This window comes from Bacteroides sedimenti (assembly GCF_040365225.1).
In the GTDB taxonomy this organism is placed as follows: Bacteria; Bacteroidota; Bacteroidia; order Bacteroidales; family Bacteroidaceae; genus Bacteroides; species Bacteroides sedimenti.
Genome location: NZ_AP028055.1, coordinates 3,490,530 through 3,513,030 on the forward strand (window position 1 = coordinate 3,490,530; position 22,501 = coordinate 3,513,030).

General features: G+C 40.3%; 16 protein-coding genes and 1 pseudogene. 7 read left to right on the forward strand and 10 right to left on the reverse strand.

The annotated features are described in order from the left end of the window. Positions 1-77: 77 nt before the first annotated feature. Positions 78-788: a UMP kinase gene (pyrH, locus tag ABWU87_RS13920; protein ID WP_353331726.1), complete on the forward strand. Its 711-nt coding sequence runs from the start codon at positions 78-80 to the stop codon at positions 786-788. A gap of 356 nt (positions 789-1,144) precedes the next feature. On the opposite strand, the gene ABWU87_RS13925 is transcribed toward pyrH, so the two are convergent. Beyond that, complete coding sequence (locus tag ABWU87_RS13925) at positions 1,145-2,374, reverse strand: 3-phosphoshikimate 1-carboxyvinyltransferase (protein WP_353331728.1); 1,230 nt, start codon at positions 2,372-2,374, stop codon at positions 1,145-1,147. Between the two features lie 755 nt (positions 2,375-3,129). Between ABWU87_RS13925 and ABWU87_RS13930 the strand changes: the two genes are divergently transcribed. The 4 genes from ABWU87_RS13930 to ABWU87_RS13945 all read left to right on the forward strand — a co-directional run bounded on the left by ABWU87_RS13930 (position 3,130) and on the right by ABWU87_RS13945 (position 5,074). Further along, positions 3,130-3,570 carry a hypothetical protein gene (locus tag ABWU87_RS13930; RefSeq protein WP_353331730.1) on the forward strand — a complete coding sequence of 147 codons (441 nt, stop codon included), beginning with the start codon at positions 3,130-3,132 and terminating at the stop codon, positions 3,568-3,570. Positions 3,571-3,763: 193 nt separating this feature from the next. After that, complete coding sequence (locus ABWU87_RS13935) at positions 3,764-4,279, forward strand: HEAT repeat domain-containing protein (protein ID WP_353331732.1); 516 nt, start codon at positions 3,764-3,766, stop codon at positions 4,277-4,279. Between the two features lie 37 nt (positions 4,280-4,316). Beyond that, positions 4,317-4,589, forward strand: a complete 273-nt coding sequence (locus tag ABWU87_RS13940; protein WP_353331734.1) for a transposase — start codon at positions 4,317-4,319, stop codon at positions 4,587-4,589. An 11-nt stretch (positions 4,590-4,600) separates the two neighbouring features. Beyond that, positions 4,601-5,074: a hypothetical protein gene (locus tag ABWU87_RS13945; protein WP_353331736.1), complete on the forward strand. Its 474-nt coding sequence runs from the start codon at positions 4,601-4,603 to the stop codon at positions 5,072-5,074. Between the two features lie 715 nt (positions 5,075-5,789). On the opposite strand, the gene ABWU87_RS13950 is transcribed toward ABWU87_RS13945, so the two are convergent. After that, complete coding sequence (locus ABWU87_RS13950; RefSeq protein WP_353331738.1) at positions 5,790-7,100, reverse strand: leucine-rich repeat domain-containing protein; 1,311 nt, start codon at positions 7,098-7,100, stop codon at positions 5,790-5,792. A 234-nt stretch (positions 7,101-7,334) separates the two neighbouring features. Between ABWU87_RS13950 and ABWU87_RS13955 the strand changes: the two genes are divergently transcribed. Together ABWU87_RS13955 and ABWU87_RS13960 are read left to right on the forward strand one after the other, a co-directional pair. Further along, positions 7,335-8,753: an amidophosphoribosyltransferase gene (locus ABWU87_RS13955; protein ID WP_353331740.1), complete on the forward strand. Its 1,419-nt coding sequence runs from the start codon at positions 7,335-7,337 to the stop codon at positions 8,751-8,753. A 253-nt stretch (positions 8,754-9,006) separates the two neighbouring features. Then, positions 9,007-9,348, forward strand: a complete 342-nt coding sequence (locus ABWU87_RS13960; protein WP_353331742.1) for a hypothetical protein — start codon at positions 9,007-9,009, stop codon at positions 9,346-9,348. 93 nt (positions 9,349-9,441) lie between these two features. Here ABWU87_RS13960 and ABWU87_RS13965 read toward each other — a convergent pair whose 3' ends face one another. The 8 genes and pseudogenes from ABWU87_RS13965 to hydG all read right to left on the reverse strand — a co-directional run bounded on the left by ABWU87_RS13965 (position 9,442) and on the right by hydG (position 22,104). Then, the gene (locus ABWU87_RS13965) at positions 9,442-12,618 is read right to left on the reverse strand and encodes an alpha-mannosidase (RefSeq protein WP_353331744.1); all 3,177 of its coding nucleotides are present in this window, start codon (positions 12,616-12,618) and stop codon (positions 9,442-9,444) included. Between the two features lie 347 nt (positions 12,619-12,965). Continuing rightward, the gene (locus ABWU87_RS13970) at positions 12,966-14,741 is read right to left on the reverse strand and encodes an NADH-dependent [FeFe] hydrogenase, group A6 (RefSeq protein ID WP_353331746.1); all 1,776 of its coding nucleotides are present in this window, start codon (positions 14,739-14,741) and stop codon (positions 12,966-12,968) included. A gap of 6 nt (positions 14,742-14,747) precedes the next feature. Further along, positions 14,748-17,345, reverse strand: coding sequence for an NADH-ubiquinone oxidoreductase-F iron-sulfur binding region domain-containing protein (locus ABWU87_RS13975; protein ID WP_353334480.1), 2,598 nt, complete (start codon positions 17,343-17,345; stop codon positions 14,748-14,750). Between the two features lie 210 nt (positions 17,346-17,555). Beyond that, positions 17,556-17,786 (reverse strand): annotated as a pseudogene (locus tag ABWU87_RS13980) ((2Fe-2S) ferredoxin domain-containing protein); the annotation flags it as partial. Positions 17,787-17,871: 85 nt separating this feature from the next. Then, positions 17,872-18,372 (reverse strand): NAD(P)H-dependent oxidoreductase subunit E, encoded by a 501-nt coding sequence (locus ABWU87_RS13985; protein ID WP_353331748.1) that lies wholly within the window; start codon positions 18,370-18,372, stop codon positions 17,872-17,874. 1 nt (position 18,373) lies between these two features. Continuing rightward, positions 18,374-19,465, reverse strand: coding sequence for a [FeFe] hydrogenase H-cluster radical SAM maturase HydE (hydE, locus tag ABWU87_RS13990; RefSeq protein WP_353331750.1), 1,092 nt, complete (start codon positions 19,463-19,465; stop codon positions 18,374-18,376). Between the two features lie 3 nt (positions 19,466-19,468). After that, positions 19,469-20,665: a [FeFe] hydrogenase H-cluster maturation GTPase HydF gene (hydF, locus tag ABWU87_RS13995; protein WP_353331752.1), complete on the reverse strand. Its 1,197-nt coding sequence runs from the start codon at positions 20,663-20,665 to the stop codon at positions 19,469-19,471. 11 nt (positions 20,666-20,676) lie between these two features. Next, positions 20,677-22,104 (reverse strand): [FeFe] hydrogenase H-cluster radical SAM maturase HydG, encoded by a 1,428-nt coding sequence (gene hydG / locus ABWU87_RS14000; RefSeq protein ID WP_353331754.1) that lies wholly within the window; start codon positions 22,102-22,104, stop codon positions 20,677-20,679. Between the last annotated feature and the right edge of the window lie 397 nt (positions 22,105-22,501).

Below are 22,501 nucleotides of genomic sequence, written 5' to 3' on the forward strand. Positions count from 1 at the left end.
ATATCAATAAATTGCAGACATCTCTCTTGTAACTGAAGTTTTTTATGTAAGTTTGCCGAAAATAAACATTTTGTAATATGGTTAAGTATAAAAGAATCCTCCTGAAGCTAAGCGGCGAGAGCCTAATGGGTGAAAAACAATATGGTATTGATGAAGTTCGTTTGGGTGAATATGCTCAGCAGATCAAAGAAATTCACGAACTGGGTGTTCAGATTGGCATCGTAATTGGTGGTGGAAACATCTTCCGCGGACTGAGTGGTGCTTCAAAAGGTTTTGATCGGGTAAAGGGTGACCAGATGGGGATGCTTGCTACAGTAATCAACAGTCTGGCACTAAGCTCGGCCTTGGGAGCTATTGGTGTAAGAAGCAAAGTACTAACCGCAGTTCGTATGGAGCCTATTGGAGAATTTTACAGCAAATGGAAAGCCATTGATACACTCGAAGCCGGCGAAGTGGGAATCTTCTCGGCAGGAACCGGAAATCCTTACTTCACAACAGATACAGGATCGTCATTACGCGGAATCGAGATTGAAGCTGATGTAATGCTTAAAGGAACACGCGTGGATGGTATCTATACGGCCGATCCTGAAAAAGATAAGAGTGCTACAAAATTCAAGGAAATTACCTATGATGAAATCTACACACGCGGACTTAAGGTGATGGACCTTACAGCTACTACAATGTGTAAGGAGAACAACCTGCCTATCGTTGTATTTGACATGGATACAGTGGGTAATCTGAAGAAGGTGATTGAAGGAGAAGATATTGGAACTTACGTTCATAACTAAGAAGAGGTAAACCAATTGTTGACGGTAGCTAAGACATTTGCTGGCGTTGGTTAAGGTATTTCTTCACTATTGATTTAGTAAAATAAGTAGGGCTAATAACGATAAGGTGTACACTTAAATAGTAATAGGTGTACGCCTTCTTTTGTTTTAGTGTACGTCTTTCCTGGATTCTTTCAGCATCTTTTCCCTTAACTATCCCGTTGTTTTGCTTAGTTATGGTGTACTATTGTTTAATGCTGGAGATTCAAACAATAAAAAAGCGGCTACTTGCTTGGTTTATGAGCAATCAGCCGCTTATCTTATTTACTTGATGCACAATCGGACTTTCTCTTCTTTAGGTTCAGTTCCGCTTGTGTCTACTTTTCTTCCAAAATTGTGAATCCTGCCTGCTTCAAATCCTCCCAATAGTTGGGGTAGGACTTTGAAACAACCTGTGGTTCGCTTATGGTTATTGAAGGTATACGAAGACAAACTGGTGCAAAAGCCATCGCCATGCGATGATCTTCGTATGTTTTAATCACTGCCTTTTCTGTGACAGTTGTGCGTTCGCCCTCCCATGAAAGCACGGCGTTTTCGCTTTCCCTGAGCAAATATCCCAGTTTAGCCAATTCGGCAATCAAGGCAGCCATGCGGTCGGTTTCCTTTATCTTCAGACTTTGCAGACCCGAGAAGCGGAAAGGTATGCCCATTGCGGCGCAGGTTACCACAAATGTCTGTGCCAAATCGGGCTCATTGACAAAGTTGTAATCCATTCGTTCGCAGCATTGACCTGTTTTACGGAGCAAGGCACCTTTGGAAGTAAAGATAGTTTCAACACCTAATGCAAGAAACAGCTCGGCCACCTTACTGTCGCCCTGGTAACTATCACGGAATAAGCCCAACAGTTCCACTTCTGCTTCCTGAGCCAGTGCCGTCATCTGGTACCAGTAGGAGGCTGCAGACCAGTCCGATTCCACAATAAACGGAACTGAACTGTAGGGGCGGGGAGCCACTTCTATCAAGTTGTCGGATTTCCATTCAGCCTGTGCTCCAAAATCCTTCATTAGCTGCAGAGTGAGGTTGATATAGGGGCGGGAGATGATCTCGCCGGTTAGTGTCAGCTGCAATCCGTTTCTCAGAACGGGCGCAATCATCAGTAGGGCAGAGATATATTGCGAGCTTACGCTTCCTTTCAGCGATATTTCACCACCTTCAAGAGGCTTGCCGCTAATATGTAGCGGGGGGAATCCCTCTTTACCGGCATATTCAATATCCGCTCCAAGCATCTTCAGTGCGTTGACCAGGATTTCAATCGGTCGCTGCTGCATGCGTTGTGTGCCTGTAATCACTCTTGTTCCACCGGTTACCGAAAGAAAAGCGGTAAGAAAGCGCATTGCCGTTCCGGCAGCCATGATGTCGATAGTCTCTTCCTGAGAATTCAGCGCCTTGATCATCACGTTGGTATCATCGCAGTCGGAAAGATTACCGGGAGTGAAGCACCCTTGAGCCAGGGCGTTAATAATCAGTGCGCGGTTGCTGATACTTTTCGAAGCCGGCAGCTGAATTGCGGCATGGATAGTTGCAGGAGCAGAAACTTTAATTTGCATGATTTATAATTTTATTTTGCGTCAAAGGGGTTAAACCTATTGCAAAGATAGTGTTTTTGTCCGGTTTTCAGTCAATTGTCTCTATATTGATCTTGTATTCGTTGCTTTCTTCAATCATTTTCAGTGTCAGAAACTGATTGTAAAAGCTAACAGTCTTATTTTATTGGTTTAATGATTTCGTACTATTTCTCTTGGGAAACAAGTAGTCTATTTGTGTTCTAATTTGGAGCATTTTGATATATCTGGTGGGATGGAGAAGATATACCGCTTAAATACATAGCTAACCAAATGAAAAGGTCGATGAATATTACAACAATCTATATTTTTCATATTTATGTGGAACCAAAGAATGCAGCAATCTGGCCGATCGGGATACGGGATTCTTTTACGGGCCAATGGCAATCTGATCACAGTTTTAGATCATGATATAGTGACAATTAGATATAATTTACTAAATTTGACCGATACAATCCAGCTCAGAAAAGGAACCATATCATCAACCGTTATGCGGCTGATGATAGTAAGCCTCACATCGATTACTTTACACATGAATCTCTCATGAATATGCGACACATGCTGAAAAAAATAGAATATATTAATAAATATTACCGTGAGGATTCACAACAATCTTTAGTTATAAGAACTAAAATAATTAATGGCAAATTAGATTGTACGAATTATATAGATAAAATAAGCCAGAATATATCGATAAAGGTTGTGGATTTCGTGAAATTTGAATAATCAAAATTACAAATATGAATATTGAAGAAATAATACAGCCAACAATAAATTCAAAAGTAATTTCAAGCATGTCGGGTGGATGTGTGGGCTCTCTCTGGTTAATTGATTTTGAAATCAATACCCATTTTTATATTTATTGCGCCTGGAGAATTGAACACAACAATCAAGTATTGGCATCAAGTAATGATGATAGCACTCCAGTTACCGGAAGATTGATAACAAGTGTTAAAGAGCTGGAAGGCTCTAAACTCCTTTCCTTTTATCTTACTGAGCAGTACGATCTAACTTTAAATTTCGATAACAATTATTGTGTGAAGATCTTTTGCGATGTATCTTATTCTGCAACAGAAAACGGTGGGACTTATGATACTAATTGGGACTTTTGCATACCAGAAAATGATTTAGTGGTTTCAATTAGTAATCATTTTAAAGTGAAAATAGGCAAGTATGAATAATTACGACATGAAAGAATTTTGGAATATGATTTATTACATTCTTTATAGAGGATTTTGCGAAATTGCATTTGCTGTTTAACTATGCAAATTTGTATGTTTGCATTTTTAAAATACCATTTATTAATAAGATGAATTAAAGGAATTGTTTGAGGAATGGAAGGCTATGGATTGTCCAACTGTAAAATAATGATATATGGAATATAAATCGGAAATGAAATTTTTACTGGATGAAATTGAACAGACCAAGCAGCAGAATGTTGCACGGTTGATTGATCTTATATTGAATTCGGATGATCCAAAGGTTAGTCATGAGGCTGCATTTTTGTTGGTTGATAACTTTAGAGATGAAAGAATAGAGGATTGTTTGATCAGTATAATAAATGATCCCCGTTGGAAGAATCGAAATGGAACTTTTCTTTTTCTTTTAGGAGAATACACCAACAGCTCTAAATATCTTTATTATTTAATTGAACTTATATTCAATAATTTAGATGATGGAGAAATCTTTATGGGAGCATATGGTATGATTATTGATATGCAAGTTCCATTGGATGAGAAAGAAATACATAGGGCTATAAAATTTCTGAAGAACGAAGAAAAAAAAGCAAAGAAAGAATCTAATAAAAGAAAAAAAAAGATTACTGATTCTCTTTTAAACTATTTGGAAGGCCAAATCGATATCTGTGAGTTTTACAAACAGTTTGGTTAAAATGCTGAGCCATATGTGAGGATATCGAAATTTAGCTGTGATTCTAATAAACATACTTTATCTGTTTGCCGATACAATCCAGTTTATAGCTAGCAAGCAGCAGCAACTTCTTAAATTTGCAAATACATTGGCCGCACACAAGAGTGGAATATTGGCATGGTACGACCACTGTATTTCAACCGGGAAAGCAGAAGGCATTAAAAATAAATTCAAAATAATGAAAAGACAAGCATATGGATATAAAGATGCAAGATTTTTTAAACTTAAAATATTAGCACTACATCATAAGAACTATGCATTTGTCGGATGAACCAAATAATTATGAAAAAATATTTTATATTATACTGTTTGCTTTTTCTTAGTTCCTGTTTTATTATATCTGGCAGTTATCCTTATGCAGAATACTACAGATTTGATATACCAAGTGATTCTTTAATTGTCAGGATCAAAGAGCTAAAGAAAAACAATCCTCAATACAATGTGATTACAACTTTTGAGAATGGGGAGATAGGTGTTCTACCAGATGACTATAGTGAAAATTTTTATAGTTGCTATTTTTATATAAAAAGTATAAAAACAACGATGTTTTGTGTTATAAATGTAAGCAAAGAGGTAAAAGATACTCAAGCTAAAATTGGTTTTGTTGGCATTACAACATCTGAAAACTTCGCAAGTTGGAAAACAATTAATACTAAAGAATTGAGTAAAGAAGACAATTTAAAATTGAAGAAATTTTTTGAAGCTTTAATACTAGATAAACTTGGTGTGTGGGAAAAAGACTGCTTCTTTAAATAATCATTGTTTGCATTTTACAACAATAATATCCACTGTTGCTTGATGCAATGTAATGTGTTTGGCAGCAATGGGATCAGTGTGAGAATTTGGAAGCTCAGCCCTAATAGTACAACGTAAAAGAGCTCATATAATGGACGGCTACAACAGAATAGTTGAGAAAATATAGTTCGAATGTAATTTGGGGGAATTAATTGTTATGAATAGATTAAAAATATTCTTGTGTTTTACAATTGGGGTACTTTGCTTTGTTTGGGTTACAACCACACCCAATTTAATCAATTTGCTCGCATATTCATTGTAGAATCTATTAGACATAAATCAAGGTGTGTCGATTAGTTTTACTGATTGTTTAATCTCTATTCTATTGATGCACGTTTCTTATTTCATAATTTATGAAGAAAAAACAGATATAATATATAGTATAAGTAGCCTATTGAGGTTTATTATTTTTACAATTTTGGTTTTATTTGATAAATCATTGGCTCATTTGATTAAATCATCGTGTATATCTTCGTTACAAGATATATATATATATATATTAATAGAATTGGATCATTGAATTTGGCTGTTGGGTTTGCAGACTTTTTATTGTTTCTTTTTTGCCAGTTAATAACAGAATGTTTGTACCTTTTGATTAACAAATACATTATTCTTTACGAAACGAAAAAGAATTAAACAACATAATAAAAAATCACATAATGGTTTTCTATTATGTTTACTCTTCTATAATCGTTATAAAATCACTCCAGAAAGCAACGTTCTTATATGAATTGGCTGCACCTTTGGGAACGAACAGTTTGCAGTATGTTTTATCAATCCCGTTGAAAGCTCCTGAAGCTACATTGGGAGGTGTGATTGCCTGGCAATGCATTTCTGTTAGACCTTTACAAAAGGCGAATGCCTGGTAACCAATGGAAGTAACGCAGCAAGGAATGGTTATTGTTATTAATCCTGAGCAGTTATTAAAGGCATTTTCTCCGATACTGGTGATGTTGACAGGAATGTTGACCGTTGTCAGTTTGATGCAGCCAAAGAACATATTTTCGGATATCGATGTCAGGCTGTCAGGAAGAGCAACAGTGCTTAAAGCAGTACAATCATGAAATGCATTTTCGCCAATCTCTTCAACACTTTCGGGAATTTCAATAGATGTAATTCCCGAACAGCCAAAGAAGGCAGCTTCACCTATTGAGATAATGCCTGGAGAAAGGATGACCGAAGTGAGTCCTGAGCAATCGAAAAATGCCCAGTCACTAATACGTATTACTCCCTTTGGAATGGCAATGGTTGTAAGCCCGGAACAATCTCGGAATGCATTCTCACCAATTGATTTTAAACTTTCGGGAATTATAATAGAGTTAATCCCTTTGCAGTTGCGGAAAGCCTGTTCTCCAATTGCCGCAAGATTACTGGAAAGAATCAGCGATGCTATTGCGCTACAATCTTTGAATGCCTGATCTCCGATGGAAGTTACGCTATCGGGAATAGTAAGAGTAGTTAAACCAGTACATCCCATAAAGGCAGCTTCCCCGATAGTTATAACATTATTTCCCAGTGTTAAAGAGGTTAGTCCGGTGCAGCCGGCAAAAGCGTTTCGTCCAATAACTCCATTTGGAATGGAAACAGAAGCTAATTCGTTGCAATCTTTAAAAGCCTCTCTGCCAATGGAAAGAACACTGTCGGAGATAATGACGGATCTGAGTTCAATACAGCCAGAGAATGCTTTTTCACCTATGGCAACAGCATTGTTTGGTAAAGTAACAGAGGTAATAATGTCCATACCGGCAAACATATATTCCGGGATTTCATTCTTTTTAATGGAGATATATTCGCGATCCGGGTTATAGAAGCCTCCTCCCTCAACAATACTCACCTCTGCAAGATTCAGAACAGAGAGGTTGGCTATGTTACGAATCGTTTCGATATCATTCCCATTTATTTCTCCTGTAAGAATCAATACCGTATTTATATTTTTTTCGGTTTCGAGCAGAGTGCTCAGACTTCCCGCTGTAACATTCGTTTTCATACTCAATCAATTATTGTTTTTCTTGTTCATCCAATCCACTGCGCAAATAACAATTGCTGCCATACTTTGGTTTTCTGCAATCAAATTATCAAAGAACTTTCCGTATTCAGACATATTTCTGATAATTTCATTTTATCAATGGAATTAGTGCAAACTTAATAAAAAATCCCCTTGTTTATACATTAAAATCAAGTATTTTTGCAGCCTTAATTTAATATAAAAAAACAATATCCTATGAGTGGTTTCTTTGGCAGTGTTTTGAAAGAAGATTGTGTGAACGATGTTTTTTACGGAACCGATTATCATTCTCATCTTGGAACCAAAAGGGCCGGTATGACCTTTTTCTCCAGAAATAAAGGTTTTCAACGAGCTATCCACAGTCTGGAAGATGGCTATTTCAGAAACAAGTTTGAAAACGACATCAGAAATTTCGAGGGTAACAGCGGGATAGGTGTAATTAGTGATTCAGAGTCACAACCGATTCTTGTAAACTCTCACTTGGGACGCTTTGCTGTGGTTACAGTGAATAAAATTGTGAATATTGATGAACTGGAAGCAGAATTCCTGGCAAAACATCACACTTTTTCTGAAACAAGTGGTGGTACAGTGAATCCAACCGAACTGGTGGCGATGCTTATTGCGGAAGGAAAAGACTTTTTATCGGGTATCCAGAATGTATATGATAAGGTAAAGGGCTCGTGCTCTATGCTGGTCCTGACAGAAGAAGGCCTGTTGGCTGCTCGTGATAAACTGGGACGTACACCTATTATCATAGGAAAGAAAGAGAATGGTTATGGTGCCACTTTTGAAACCTGTGCTTTCTCAAACCTGGGTTATGAAATTGATAAATATATAGGTCCGGGCGAGGTTGTTCGCATTACTGCCGAAGGATATGAACAATTGCGCAAACCAAATGAGAAAATGCAGATATGCTCTTTCCTATGGGTTTACTACGGATATCCACCCTCATTTTATGAAGGAATCAATGTGGACGAATGTCGCTATCGATGCGGTGCTGCTCTTGCCCGGCGCGATGATGTAAATGCTGATTTCGTTGCCGGAATTCCCGACTCGGGTGTTGGGCATGCCATGGGTTACAGCCATAAAACAGGTACTCCACTCAAAAGACCATATTCAAAATATACACCTACCTGGCCACGAAGCTTTATGCCTCAAAACCAGAATATGCGTGAGCTAGTAGCTAAAATGAAGTTAATCCCAAACAAATCAATCATTAAAGATAAATGTGGGGTATTCCTCGATGACTCTATTGTACGAGGTACTCAGCTGAAAGATAATGTGACCGATTTGCACGAAGCAGGAATTAAAGAGGTGAATATGCGTATAGCTTGTCCACCATTGACTTATCCTTGCGAATTTTTGAACTTCAGTCGTTCTCGTTCAAGTCTTGAATTGGCTACCTACAAAGCGGTGAATGAGCTTGAAAACAGAGAAGGCATAGAGATGATGGATATGAAAGAATATTCGGACTGCAACAGCGAAAAGTATAAAGCAATGGTTGAAAAGATCAGAGAACATCTTGGACTTACCACTCTTACTTTCCAAACACTTGATGATCTGGTGGAAGCTATTGGTTTGCCAAAAGAGAGACTTTGCACACACTGTTTCGATGGGTCCAGCTATTTTGAATAATCCGTGAGACAGATTTATAAAAGATTAAGATCCCGCTTTTTGCGGGATTTTTTTGTTTATAGAATTATTTCTTGAACTGATTTTCGCTTGCAAAATGACTCGGGTTGTGAACGATTAATGGGAAACTTTATTTAATACAGACGGGAGAACAATTTGCTGATTAGATGGTTTTTATAGGTACAGATATAGTGAAAATATCCTGTGCTGAATTGAGATAGGAAAAACATCTTTGTACATTTAAAATAGTCAGAATATGAAAGATTCTAATAAGCCAAAAGAGAGAGAAGAAGTTTCTGCAGTAATCAAAAAGATGATGGAGAAGGCTGAAAAACATGAAATAACTATAGAGGAAGCCAGAAGGCTTTCTGTAAAAGCCAAAGAGGAGATTGACAAACAGATGAAACAGGTGGATGAGCTGATCTCTGATGCTGTTCTAGCTTATAAAAAAGAGTGTGAAGATCGTTCTGTCTTTTTTGATGAGCCAAGTGTGAGCTCGTCAATCGTAGGGCCAAAATATGTTCATTTGTACAATCGGTCGAGATTATTGGCTAAATACGATATTAAGTCGGGTGAAGTCACCATCGCCAAATCATAATCTAAGCCCGGAGTTAAATCCGGGCTTTTTAGTTGATCTGTTTTATATTTTATTTCTCTCCAATGCGTTAGCTAATGTACTGCACGATTCGTCTTATTCCATTGAGCTATCGGCTAATGTTGAAATCAACGGAGTTGCCGCTTTTATATCATCTGCAGGGTTATCAGATACGGTAATGGCAAATACTGCCACTCTGTCGTCGTCGGGCAGTTGTAGCTGGGTGGTTCCTTCCGGCAGTTCAAGACAAATGCGGTATATATAAGTAAACGCGCAAGCTTCGTTGCCGCATTTCGGATTATGACGGTGGGTACCGATATAAGCGAGCGGCAGGTCTCTGATGTAGGAACGGCTGAAACCAGTTTTTCCCCATTGTCCGTAGAATCCGCTATAGTAAGGTACTTCCCGGGTGAAAACCTTGTTGCCCAACCTGAAATCGGCTTTTACTTCTCCCTCTGTTGAGGTTGCCAGGATATAGACCTTCTTGTACTTCTGATCTTTTGGAAGTTCAATGATATTTCCGTGGCATTTCAGTACATTGTTTTCTTCCGAGTTTCCAATTTTAAAGGGAATACCCAGGCTTATGATTCCATTTCTGAGGAGTTCGGCGGCAAATGAACATCCTTCTTTGTCGAACTCACCTTGCTTAAAACTTGCATCTGTGGTAAATGCTTGGTGATTGTATGGCAATTGCACCTGAGTGTGATGTACTGCCGGAAGGTTTATCTCGCACTTTTTTAACCGGATAGCAAATGTTTTCGGAGCGAAAGCGGTGGTGGAGAAGATGAGCCGGTTTTCCTTTATTGTTGCTTTCCCGATCTCTTTTTCAACGCCGTTCATCTCTGCTGCATCGATAATGGAGGAAGGGAATTCGATCTCCACATCTTTTGCCTCTTTGCCTTGAGTCTCGTAAAGCCGGATAATATATTGTTCTCCCTCTTGTGCCTTCTTTAAAGCTTTCACGGCTATTTGTGGGTTGCTGATTTTCAGGAAGGAGTATCTTCGGCCCAAAGGACCTTCGTGGCGAGGTGACTGAAATGCCAGCAACGGGTTGTTCAGTTCGTCGGATTTATGTGGAATGGAGGCCAGTTGAGGCTCATTGCTGTGCCCAACAATGGAGTAGGTGAATGTATGATGTCCCATGTCCTGCTGGGCCTGATAGGTAAAGTTATTCTTTACGTTGGGAGCGTGCAGCAGGGTGAGACGCAGAATGTTGTCCGCTGGTTTGTCCCATCCGTATTTACAGTTGTTCAGGATGGAGATGCCGTATCCTTCGTTATCAGTGATGTCTGCCCACTGCTGTGCATAGACTTCATAGGCGGTTTCGCTATTGTTGCCCCGTTTGATTTGCCCTAACCCTAAGTCGTATGTAGCTTGCGGATTGCAGACAGCCATTGGGAATTCAGCTTTAAGTAGTGCATTGGTGGTTGCCCAGTCTACTTCATTGACTATGTCTATGCGATCGTCAGCTGCTCCGTCTGTCATCCGGATGTACTGGATAAAATGAGAGTCGCCGAATCTGCGCTTTACACATAGTGAGGCGCAGGCTGGTCCATTCTCAGCGATTACGATGGATACAGAATCCGATATAGCAACCGGTGTTGCGTCGATTGTACTTTTTTGAATTTCCCATGAAGGCCAGGCAAAAGAGTTGTTTTCGGTAAACAGAGCTAAACGGAATGCCTTTCCCGGGGCAACCAGCTCTTTGTTGTATCGTTTGTCGATCAGGGACGAGATATCCCCGTTTGTATCCAAGGTGAGTTTATAAATCCGGTTTTCCAGCGAGTTGCCGGAAATCTTTAACCGGCTTTGGACGTTGTTTTCGCTGGAGTAGATGTCATATACGGCATAGCCTGTCGGGGCGACTTCAGCACTGAAGGCTATTTCTGCGGTTTCGTTACTGTAACCGGTCAGTTGTGCAGGAACCTCTTTGCCTTCTGGATTTACTACCCGGATCTGTTCGGGTGGGTTGGCCATGCTGATCCGGGCCCGCACAATACCTCTGTTGTTTGAGGACAAGGAATTATAAACCACAATTGGGATGCCGTTGGTCAGGGTATTCATCGCTTTGGCTACATTGCCCACTGAGGAGGTGATAACATCGGCAAAGCATGACTGGGAAATGAGTTCATCATTCCAGGAAAAACGATATGCTTCTGGAATGCTTGTCCCGGTCAGATCGTCGTGAAACTGATGCCAGATAAATCTTTTCCAGGATTCGTCAATCTCTTGCGAAGGATAAACGGTACCAGTAAGATAATGGGCAGCTACTGACGATTTCTCTGCTGCAACAGCCAGCTCCTCGTTTTTACGGTTGAATTGTTTCATAGCAGCCTGTGAGGTATAGCAACCGGTGGCATGTACATCCATCAGCAGTTCACCATCGAATACCGGCAACTCGGGGTGATTGTAGAAGGGAAGATAGTCCTGATAGAGCTGATCGGAGGTAGCACTGATGATCTGTATATCACCTTTGCCCCTGAGTCCTTTTTCAATAGAGATGACTGACCCGATGGTGGGCGATCCGCCTATATCTCCGGTTCCATAATATCGATAGGCGGTGTTGTTGATGCCTTGCCTGGCCAGTTCTCTGATTCCCTGATCTTTGCTGAGATCCTTACGATCCCAGCTGAAGTTGTAGTTTTGAGCATTCAAAGCCGCCATGATTACTGAACCGTCTACCCCTTTCCATAAGCCGATATTGAAAGGGACCTTAGAATTGCCATAAAACGGTTTGTACCTCCATTGCAGCTTCTGGGTGGAAAAGCCTATCAGACCTGCGTGTGCGGCAATGGTGGGCAAAGTGTAGCCAAACCCGAAGCAGTCGGGCAGGAATATGTCTTTTGATTGTACACCGAACTCTTTCCGATAAAACTCCTGTCCTAACAGAATGTTCCGGAAAAACGACTCTGGTGAGGGGAGGTTAGGGTCGGTAGCATCCCATGAACTGCCGCTTACATGCCAGCGTCCCTGACGGATGTACTCTTTGACCCGTTCGTAACGTTCCGGATAGTACTCTTTCATCCAGCTATATTTGATGCCTCCCTCAAAATTGAAGATATAATCAGGGTAACTTTCTAATAGTAGAAAATTCTGATCCATCGTGTTAAGTAGGTATTCATTGATGGATTTTTGTACATCCCAGCACCACTGGGTGTCAAAATGGGCATTGGATACAATGTAAGCTTTGTATTTCTTTTGGGCAGAAACCGAGATCTCGCTTAGAAGGAATATGAACAAGAAGATAGCTAATATGAGTCTGCTACTTTTCATAGTTTTAATTGTAAGGGTAATTATTCTTTTTAAAATCTTCTATTTGAATAACCAGCCTGAGGGGTGGATTTATGATATAACAAAGAAATATAAGATACAATGTTCGTTAAAATTCTTGAAATAAGCAAGCAATTTAGCTGGAAGTTTTTGTTGAAATAAAGGTGAGACTTTCCCGAAATATTCAAATTATGAAAAATAAGTTTCCGATAACGATTCATTGAAATCTCAAATATAAAATGGGAATACTAATTTGAATCAAATCGGTATTTCCCATTTTATATTTGGATAACAGAACTTCAAATCAGAGCTTTATTCATTAAAAAGTAGGAGTCATCCTGAGTGAAAACTCATTTTTTACCTCGAGGAGTATAAACAGTATGAAGCAATTCGTGGGATTTATGTCCAAGAGGAGCCCCAAGAAATTCGTGGTAAATGGTTTTGATATCTTCATTCTCATGCGATTTGCGAATGGTTTTTCCTTCATCTTCCCTATATATTGCCTCAAGTCTGCGTAACCTTATTTCATCATTGACAGGACGTGGTTGACCTCCACCACTGATGCAACCTCCGGGACACCCCATAACTTCAATAAAATGATATTGACTAGTACCTTTTTTAATTTCTTCCATTAACTGGGCAGCCCCAATTAAGCCACTTGTAACAGCTACTCTCAGAGTCACTCCTTCAAGAAATCTGAAGTCGGGCAAGGCCTCCTCTATCTTTAGCTCTGCTGATTTTATACGGCTAAGTCCCATGAGGGGTTTCAGATGGAGCTTTTCGGTTGGCAGTTCACGACCTGTAACCAGTTCATAAACGGTGCGAAGTGCAGCTTCCATCACTCCGCCGGTTGTACCGAATATATCGGCTGCACCAGAGGAGTGTCCCAATGGACTGTCGAATTTACCATCAGGCAGATTGCGGAAATCAATTCCCACCTCTTTGATCATCCGTCCCAATTCGCGGGTGGTAATCACTGCATCCACATTGGCTAGCCCGTTGTTGTACATCTCCGGCCGGATAATCTCGAACTTCTTGGCAGTACAAGGCATTACAGATACCATAAAAATGGTGGCAGGGTCGATGCCGACTTTCTCAGCAAAGTAAGTTTTGGTCAGTGCCCCCAGCATCATGTGGGGGGATTTGCAGGTTGAAAGATGTGACAGCTGGTCGGGATATTGGTGCTCTACATATTTTATCCAACCCGGGCTGCAGCTTGTAATCATTGGAAGAACAGCGGTTTTTTCCTTTGAGGTAAATCTATTCTTCAATCTTTCAAGAAATTCAGAACCTTCCTCCATGATGGTGAGGTCGGCTCCGAAATTGGTGTCGAAAACATACTTGAAACCAATTTCGCGTAAGGCGGAAGCCATCTGACCGGTTACCAATGTTCCCGGAGCATAACCGAACAACTCACCTAAAGTAGCCCGTACTGCCGGAGCTGTCTGTACAATGACAGTTTTTGACTTATCGTATAAAGCTTCCCATACCTGTTCAGTTGAATCTTTTTCTTTCAGCGCTCCGACTGGACATACCAGCACACACTGTCCGCAATTGGTACAGATGGACTCGCCCAGTAGTTCATCGTCTGTTGGTCCGATGAAAGTTGAGAAACCCCGGTGGTGGGGATTCATAAGACAAACTCCCTGAATCTGGTTGCATATCGTTACACAGCGTCGGCAAAGAACGCATTTCGAACTATCCCGGACGATTGAGGGGCTCGAGATGTCAATATATTCTTTGGATTTGGCACCCTCGTACCTGTATTCATCTACCTGAATTAAATTACCCAGATCCTGCAGTTCACAATTCTGATTCCGCCAACATGTAAGGCAATTCTTTGGATGATCGGAAAGCATCAGCTCATAGATTACTTTTCGTGCATTGCGCACCCGTTCAGAATTGGTGTGAATAATCATTCCTTCTGCTACTTCAGTAATGCATGAAGCCATCAGGTTTTTGGAACCTTCCACTTCGACCACACAAATCCGGCATGAACCGATTTTATGAATATTCTCCATATAACAGAAATGAGGAATAAGGATGTGGTTCTTTTTGGCAGCTTCAAAAATAGTGGTTCCTTCTTTCACCTGAACCGCTTTATCGTTTATGATCAGATTAATCATAGTCTTTTATTTCTCTTTTATTGAACGTCTTGAACATCGTAAACATCTCATTGCTTCGGCAGTTGCGTTAAGTTTATGGTAGCCCAGCCTTACTTCATCGAAATCTCCTGCTCGTTCTTTCAGACCGAGAGATGGCATCTGGAACCGTTCATGCTCAACTGTAATTCCTTCTTCAATCCCTTCCATTGGAATCCTAATCGGTTCGCCAATGTTCAGTACTCCAGTTCCACCCAGATAGATGTCAATAGATCGTGCAGCATTTTTTCCGTCCGCAATAGCTGTAATTACCACATCCGACCCACGAGCTATATCTCCTCCTGCAAAAATGCCAGGTTGTGTAGTCATTTGTGTTTCCGGATCTACTATAAAAGTTCCCCAATCAGTAACACCGACTTCTCCTTTAGGAATAAAAGGCAAATCCGAATATTGACTTACAGCCGGAATGGCCATGTCGATATTGATCATGAATATAGAATTAAGCACTTCGACCGGTATTCTTCGGCCGTCTTTTCCGAATTTTCCAGGAACCATCTTGACACATTCAATACCTGTAACTTTGCCATCTCCAACAAAACGAATTGGAGCAACCAGCTCGTGCAGAATAACACCTTCTTCGATCGCATCTTTAATTTCTCTTTTATCGGCAGGCATTTCTTCTATAGTTCTCCTGTAAAGAATGTGCACTTCTTTGGCACCTAGCCGAAGGGCCGATCTGGCTGCATCGATCGCTGTATTGCCTCCTCCAATAACTGCCACGACTCCTTTTACCTTTACCTTTTTATTCATATTGATATCTGTCAGGAAGTCGAGCCCGTGATATATTCCGCTTTTTTCTTCTCCTTCAATGCCAATCTTTCTTGAGAGTTGAGTACCAGTAGCAATATATATGGCATCGTATTTTGATTTCAAATCACTGAATATGATGTCTTTCCCAACTTTAGTGTTATAAACAACATTAATTCCTGCCTGAATGATTGAATCGATTTCTTTTTTCAGTTCCCCTTTTGGTAACCGATACTCTGGTATCCCGTATGCCAGAATTCCGCCTGCCACGCTCTTTTCTTCGTAAATATCAATCGAATAACCGAGTCGTGCAAGGAAGTAACCACAAGTCAGACCTGATGGCCCGGCACCTATGATACCCACTGATTTTCCGTTCTTGGGGTAATTCAGGTTGACCAGGGGCTCACCCGAATTAAGCACATAATCGGCTGCATAACGTTTCAGATCGGCAATGGCGATTGCCTCGTCAATCTGAGCGCGACGGCATTTCCCTTCGCATGGATGCGTACATACCCGACCGCAAATAGATGGGAACGGATTCTCCTGACGAATAAGGTCGTAGGCCTCTCGAACTCTGCCAGCGGCAATAAGAGCAACATAACCGGGCACATTCACTTTGGCCGGACAGGCATTCTGGCATGGGGCGAGGAAAAGTTCGCCGCAGACACCTGCATGGCAATATTTCTTTTTGATATGTTCGTTGTATTCCTGCCTGAAGTATTTGATGGTGCTGAGTACCGGATTGGGGGCAGTTTGACCTAACCCACAGATTGCTGTATCTTTGATTATATTACCCAGTTCAATCAAAAGTTCCACATCTCCTTCCTTTCCCTCTCCAATGGTGATTCTTTCCAGAATTTCCAGCATCCGCCTGGTTCCGATGCGGCATGGAACGCATTTGCCGCACGATTCATCCTGAACAAAATCCATAAAGAATCGTGCCATATCAACCATACATGCATCTTCATCGGCACAGATCAAACCACCAGATCCCATAATGGCTCCAAGTTTGGTGAGCGATTCGTAATCGATTGGTGTGTTGAGATGTTCAGCAGTGAGACATCCTCCTGAAGGACCTCCAATCTGAGCTATTTTAAACGCTTTATCTCTTGGAATTCCTCCTCCTATATCGAAGAGGATTTCGCCGAGAGTAGTTCCCATGGGTACTTCGACCAATCCTTTGTGAACAATGTCTCCAGCCAAAGCAAAAACTTTTGTACCCTTGCTCTTTTCCGTTCCGATAGAAGAGAACCATTCTGATCCTTTCAGGATAATTTGAGGAACATTACCTAATGTCTCTACGTTATTGATAACCGTTGGCTTACCAAACAGGCCACTTTGTACCGGATATGGAGGCTTTTGACGAGGCTCGCCTCTTCTTCCCTCTATAGACTCCATCAAAGCAGTCTCTTCTCCACATACAAAAGCTCCTGCTCCGATTCTGATTTCTATGTCGAAGCTGAAGTTGCTTCCAAGAATGTTATCTCCTAAAAGACTTGTTTCATGAGCTGACCTGATGGCCATTGTCAGTCTTTCGATAGCAATTGGATATTCGGCACGGATATAGACAACCCCTTTGGATGCGCCGATGGCATATCCTCCGATCATCATCCCTTCGATCACTGAATGCGCATCTCCCTCGAGCAGGCTTCGATCCATAAATGCCCCCGGGTCTCCTTCGTCGGCATTGCAGATGAGGTATTTCTGATCGCTCTTTTCATTTAGAGTCATAGCCCATTTGGCACCCGTAGGAAACCCACCGCCTCCACGGCCCCGTAATCCTGATTTTCTGATTTCATCAACAACCTCTTCCGGAGTCATAGTAAGTGCTTTTGCCAATGCAAAATATCCGTCGTGAGCGATGTATTCATCTATCGAAGCGTAGTCAATTACTCCGCATTTTTGAAGTACAATCTTTTTCTGATTTTTAAAAAAAGGAATATCATTTAAATTGGGTATTATTTCTCCCGCCCGGTTCTTGTAACAGAATTTTTCAGCTATTTTCCCTTCCTTTATATGCTCGTTGATAATCTGTGAAGCACATGCCGGGTTCAGGTTACAATAAAGAATACTGCCCGGATTGATAATTAAGGTTGGACCCAGTGTACAGGCTCCCATACAACCCGTTTGTACTATTCTTACTTTTGACTGAAGGTGCTCATGTTCCAGAGCCTGCTCAAATGCTTCTTTGAATTTTTTGCAATCAGAGGATATACACCCAGCTCCATAGCAAATTTGTGCGGTGTACTTAAAAGATTTTTCTTTAGTAAAAAAATCATTTTTTTATTGTATCAAGATCTGCAAGTGAATTTATCTTCATAGATTTATCGATTAGATTTTTGCCATCCTATTTCAATGTTCCCAATATTCGCTTTATTTTGTTGGGATTAACTTGTTTATACACCTTGCCATTGATGGTCATTGCCGGTGCAAGACCGCATGAACCGATACAACGCATTACAGTGAGTGAATACTTTTTGTCTTCGGTAGTTTGTCCCACATCAATGCCCAGTTCTTCTTTCAGTTTGTTAAGAACTTCCTTGCCTCCGCGAACATAACATGCCGTTCCCAGACAAACGGAAATAGTATATTCCCCTTTGGGTTTAGTAGAAAAGAAAGAGTAGAATGTTAAAACACTGTTTACTTTTGAAACAGTTAATCCCATCTCTTCAGCAATAAACTGTTGAACTTCAGTAGGAAGAAAACCAAATATGGTTTGAGCCATATGCAGAATCTGAATAAGATTACTCTCTTTTCTTTCGTAATCGTTGATAACATTTTTCAGAAGATCATATTTTTCTTCCTCTGTCATCAGATGAACATTACATACTTCGCCTTCGGTTACCATATTATTGTGGTTGTTTTCTGTTTATAAAATGCATAGAATCTCCATAATCATTATAAGCAATATCCTCACCTATCATCTTGATTCTCTTTGTTAAGCAATAAAGACAATCATCTGCAACCTGGTCAATACATGGTTTATTATCATAAAGAAGATAATTGCTCCTGTATTTGAGTGGTGTCAGATTTGGCATCATCACATTTGCACCAGCCTGAAGTCCCAGTTCTCTTCCGGAAGGATCTATTGATTGCAGAGCGGTGGTCGATGCGATGTTGATATCCGGCATCATTATCCTTAAAATTGCTATCATGCGGATTGATAATTTTAATCGTTCCGTTTGAGGCATCAGCAAATCCTTATAATTATACAATGGTGTATCGGCATGTTCCAAATACGGTCCCATTCCCACCATATCAATCTTTCTCTCTTTTATAAACAATAAATCGTCTGTAAGGTTCTCTATGGTTTGAAAAGGAAGTCCAATCATAACTCCTGTACCAGCCATATATCCTATATTTTGAATATTCTTCAGGCATTCCAGGCGTGTTTTGAAATTATGCAACTCATTGTCCGGATGAATTTTCCTGTAGAGCTTTTCGCTGGAAGTTTCAATCCTCAGCAAATATCTCTGGGCTCCCGCTTCGAACCATTGTCGATAAGTCTCCGGAGTTTGTTCTCCCAGGGAAAGTGTAATACGAAATCCTGGGTCGGTGATCTCTTTGATTTTTGCTATCAGATTCGTGACCCTTTCAGTGAAAAGTTGACTACTTGTTTCTCCCGATTGTAGAACGACTCCTGTAAGTCCATTCCTTCGGGCAAGTTCAACCACCTGAAGAACCTGCTCATCGGAGAGCGAATATCTGTTGATCTTCTGATTCCCTTTCCTTATACCGCAGTAGTAGCAATCCTTCCTGCAATAATTGGAAAATTCAATCAAACCTCTCAGATGCACTTTCCTGCCAACTGTATTCACTTTTACGGAATAAGCCTTTTTTATAAGTAATTCGTGCTCATCTTTATTGGTAATCGAGAGTAAACGTATAATATCATCTTTGGAGAACTCCTTTTTGTTCAATATTTCACTGATGGCCGCCATATATTAGCTTGTAAAAGGTGCTATGGCCCTGTCATAGAGACCATTCATCCAGGCAATGGTCAACCCGTAGTTGGTAACCGGGATTCCTGCCTCAATTGCATCAGACAGACGGCTGAAAACCTGTTTACGGGTTATCATGCAACTACCGCACTGAATTACAAGAGCGTAATCGGTTATCGGCTTTTTAATTTCATCCAAGCCAGACACTACATCAAATTCCAGTTGCTTTTGAGTGAACTCCTTTAACCAACCCGGAATTTTAAACCGACCGATATCGTCACAGCTTACCTGATGAGTACACGATTCAAGGATTAATATGCGGTCGCCGTTCTTAAGTTCCGGAATCTTTTTCACCCCTTTAAGATATTCTTCAAACGGGCCCCGCATGCGAGCATAAACAACACTGAACCCTGTTAATGGTACATTGGATGGTACGATTTTGTTGACAATCTTGAAAGCCTGACTGTCTGTGATAACCATTTTAGGCTTAATGCCGCTGTTTTTCAAGAACATCTCAAGCTCAGTTTCTTTCACGACAATGTTGATGGCATCATTGTCCAAAATATCCCGAATAGCCATTACTTGTGGTAAGATTAAACGACCTTCGGGTGCTTCCGAGTCAATGGATGTAATAAGTAGCATCACATCACCGCGTTGAATCATTCCTTTGAATAATGACGGTTTTTGATAGGCTGTTTCAGGGATGCTGCATCTCAGTGTTTCAACAACCCCTTCAATATTGAAGTTTGTTTTGGCACTGAATTCAACAATTGGAGCGTTGGTGTATTCTTGAATCTCTTTGATTGTACTATTTCTCAATGGATCAACATCACTCTTATTATACACAATCATATAGGCTATATCTAATTTCTCAAAACTCTGAACCAGTTTCTCATCAGATTCATCAAACGTGTTATCTGCAATAAGCAAGATTGCACAATCAATCTGCTTGATCACATCCAATGTTTTTGCCACTCTTTTATCTCCCAGTTCACCACTGTCATCGATACCTGCCGTATCAATAATGATCGCTGGTCCGACACCCAGTATTTCCATCGATTTTTTCACAGGATCGGTTGTTGTGCCTGCAACTTCAGATACAATGGCAACATCAGCTCCTGTTAATGCATTAATGAAAGAACTCTTGCCAACATTTCTCCGGCCAAAAATTCCAATGTGTGGTTTTAGATCTCTTGCCATATTTTCAAAAATTAATAGTATAAATCTCTTTTTCCCGATTTAAGAAGTTCAATCTTATTTTTAATGGAAATCTTCATCTTTTCATCTTCGATTTCTTCAATCGTTTTGTTAATAACCCTCCATCCATTATTAGCGGTCTGTTCAGGGGCATAGTCAATCAGATATTCCGCAAGAGTAAGAATTGCGTTTGGCGTACAGTATCGTTTGATGAATCCAGGAACCGAAAATTCCATGAAATGTTCACCCGTTCTGCCTATCCTGTAACAGGCGGTACAGAATGATGGAATCATACCCTGCTCCAGCAATTCGTCAATAATTTCATTCAACGGTCTGTCGTCGTTGATACGGAACTGCCCTCTATTCAGATTCTTTTCTGTGCCCGATTTCTCAGCATAGCTTCCAATCTCTATACTTGTGCCGCCATCAATTTGTGAAATGCCATACTGTATGATCTCGTTTCTAAGTGAAGCAGGTTCTCTAGCCGTGAGAATCATTCCTGTATATGGCACGGCAAGTCTTAAAATTGCAATCAGTTTTGTGAAATCTTCATCGCTGACGAAATAGTTTGTCTTTAGGTTTAGTCCTGATGCATCTTTGACTCTGGGGAAAGAGATAGTGTGCGGTCCGACATTATAACAAGCCTCCAAGTGGTTGGTGTGTCGCACCAATCCCATTACTTCAAATCGCCAGTCGTACAATCCGAAAAGAGCTCCGATCCCTACATCATCAATACCCGCTTCCTGTGCTCTGTCCAATGCCGTAAGCCGGTAACCGTAATCTGCTTTTCTGCCTTTCAGATGATAAATTTTATAAGCCTCTGGATGATAGGTCTCCTGAAAGATCTGATAAGTGCCAATTCCGGATGATTTGACTTCCCTGAATCCTTCAATTTCGAGAGGGGCCGCATTGATGTTCACCCTTCTGATTTCTCCCTTTCCTTTTTTTACGCTATAAGCGATTCTCACGGTATGAGCAATGAATTCCGGACTATATTCAGCGTGCTCACCATAGACAAGAATCAGTCTTTTTTGTCCTTCATCTTCCAGCGATTCAATTTCTTTTATTATTTCTTCATCCGAAAGGGTTCTCCGGATGGCATTTTTATTCGAAATTCTGAAACCGCAATACTGGCAGTCGTTGGTACATTTATTGCCAATGTACAGTGGCGCGAACAGAACTATTCTGTTCCCGTAAATTGAACGTTTAAGCGTTTTGGCGCCTTCTTTAATCTCTTCAATCAATTCAGGCGTGTTTGCGTTTATCAGACAAGCCACCTCTTCCAGATTCAATCTTTGCTTTGAGAGTGATTTGGCTATTATATCACGTACTCTCTCCTTTGATGACTGAGTTTTCTTGAGATAATCACATATTTCTAAAGGATCGATAAATGGTTTCATCCGTTCATCAACAATGGAATATTTCTGTGGCGTAAATTTCATGATTTTAATTTTAAAACATTTGTATCGTTTTATATGAAACAAGTAACAAACATGTTTTTGTAAAGAGTACTTAAAAAGGGTCTCTATTCCTGTTTCTTATATTTTAGATAAAACAACTGGCGAAATATAAAGTTCTTGATTTGGTAATAATTCTGCTTTAATGATATGCACAAAAAGAAACAATAAAAAATCCTTGGTTATCATATAAAAAGGATGATTAGAGTCGAAAAAGATCGCGATAATTTTTTTGTATTAATTTTCTGTTTAAGAGCACTTAAAGCAGATAATTCCTTGGTCTGAATTATAGGGGTATTGAATGTTCTGAAGATTTTTTGTTGTCCTTTTATTATAAAAATGTAAATTTGTGCATATTCATTCTGATTGTATATATTTCTCT

Coding starts and splice junctions, on each gene's coding strand:
- ABWU87_RS13945 (WP_353331736.1), top strand. CDS start 4,601: ATGAAAAAATATTTTATATTATACTGTTTGCTTTTTCTTAGTTCCTGT.
- ABWU87_RS13935 (WP_353331732.1), top strand. CDS start 3,764: ATGGAATATAAATCGGAAATGAAATTTTTACTGGATGAAATTGAACAG.
- hydF (WP_353331752.1), bottom strand. CDS start 20,665: ATGGCAAGAGATCTAAAACCACACATTGGAATTTTTGGCCGGAGAAAT.
- ABWU87_RS13955 (WP_353331740.1), top strand. CDS start 7,335: ATGAGTGGTTTCTTTGGCAGTGTTTTGAAAGAAGATTGTGTGAACGAT.
- ABWU87_RS13950 (WP_353331738.1), bottom strand. CDS start 7,100: ATGAAAACGAATGTTACAGCGGGAAGTCTGAGCACTCTGCTCGAAACC.
- pyrH (WP_353331726.1), top strand. CDS start 78: ATGGTTAAGTATAAAAGAATCCTCCTGAAGCTAAGCGGCGAGAGCCTA.
- ABWU87_RS13930 (WP_353331730.1), top strand. CDS start 3,130: ATGAATATTGAAGAAATAATACAGCCAACAATAAATTCAAAAGTAATT.
- hydG (WP_353331754.1), bottom strand. CDS start 22,104: ATGAAATTTACGCCACAGAAATATTCCATTGTTGATGAACGGATGAAA.
- ABWU87_RS13970 (WP_353331746.1), bottom strand. CDS start 14,741: ATGATTAATCTGATCATAAACGATAAAGCGGTTCAGGTGAAAGAAGGA.
- ABWU87_RS13960 (WP_353331742.1), top strand. CDS start 9,007: ATGAAAGATTCTAATAAGCCAAAAGAGAGAGAAGAAGTTTCTGCAGTA.
- ABWU87_RS13965 (WP_353331744.1), bottom strand. CDS start 12,618: ATGAAAAGTAGCAGACTCATATTAGCTATCTTCTTGTTCATATTCCTT.
- ABWU87_RS13975 (WP_353334480.1), bottom strand. CDS start 17,345: ATGACTCCGGAAGAGGTTGTTGATGAAATCAGAAAATCAGGATTACGG.
- hydE (WP_353331750.1), bottom strand. CDS start 19,465: ATGGCGGCCATCAGTGAAATATTGAACAAAAAGGAGTTCTCCAAAGAT.
- ABWU87_RS13985 (WP_353331748.1), bottom strand. CDS start 18,372: ATGGTAACCGAAGGCGAAGTATGTAATGTTCATCTGATGACAGAGGAA.
- ABWU87_RS13925 (WP_353331728.1), bottom strand. CDS start 2,374: ATGCAAATTAAAGTTTCTGCTCCTGCAACTATCCATGCCGCAATTCAG.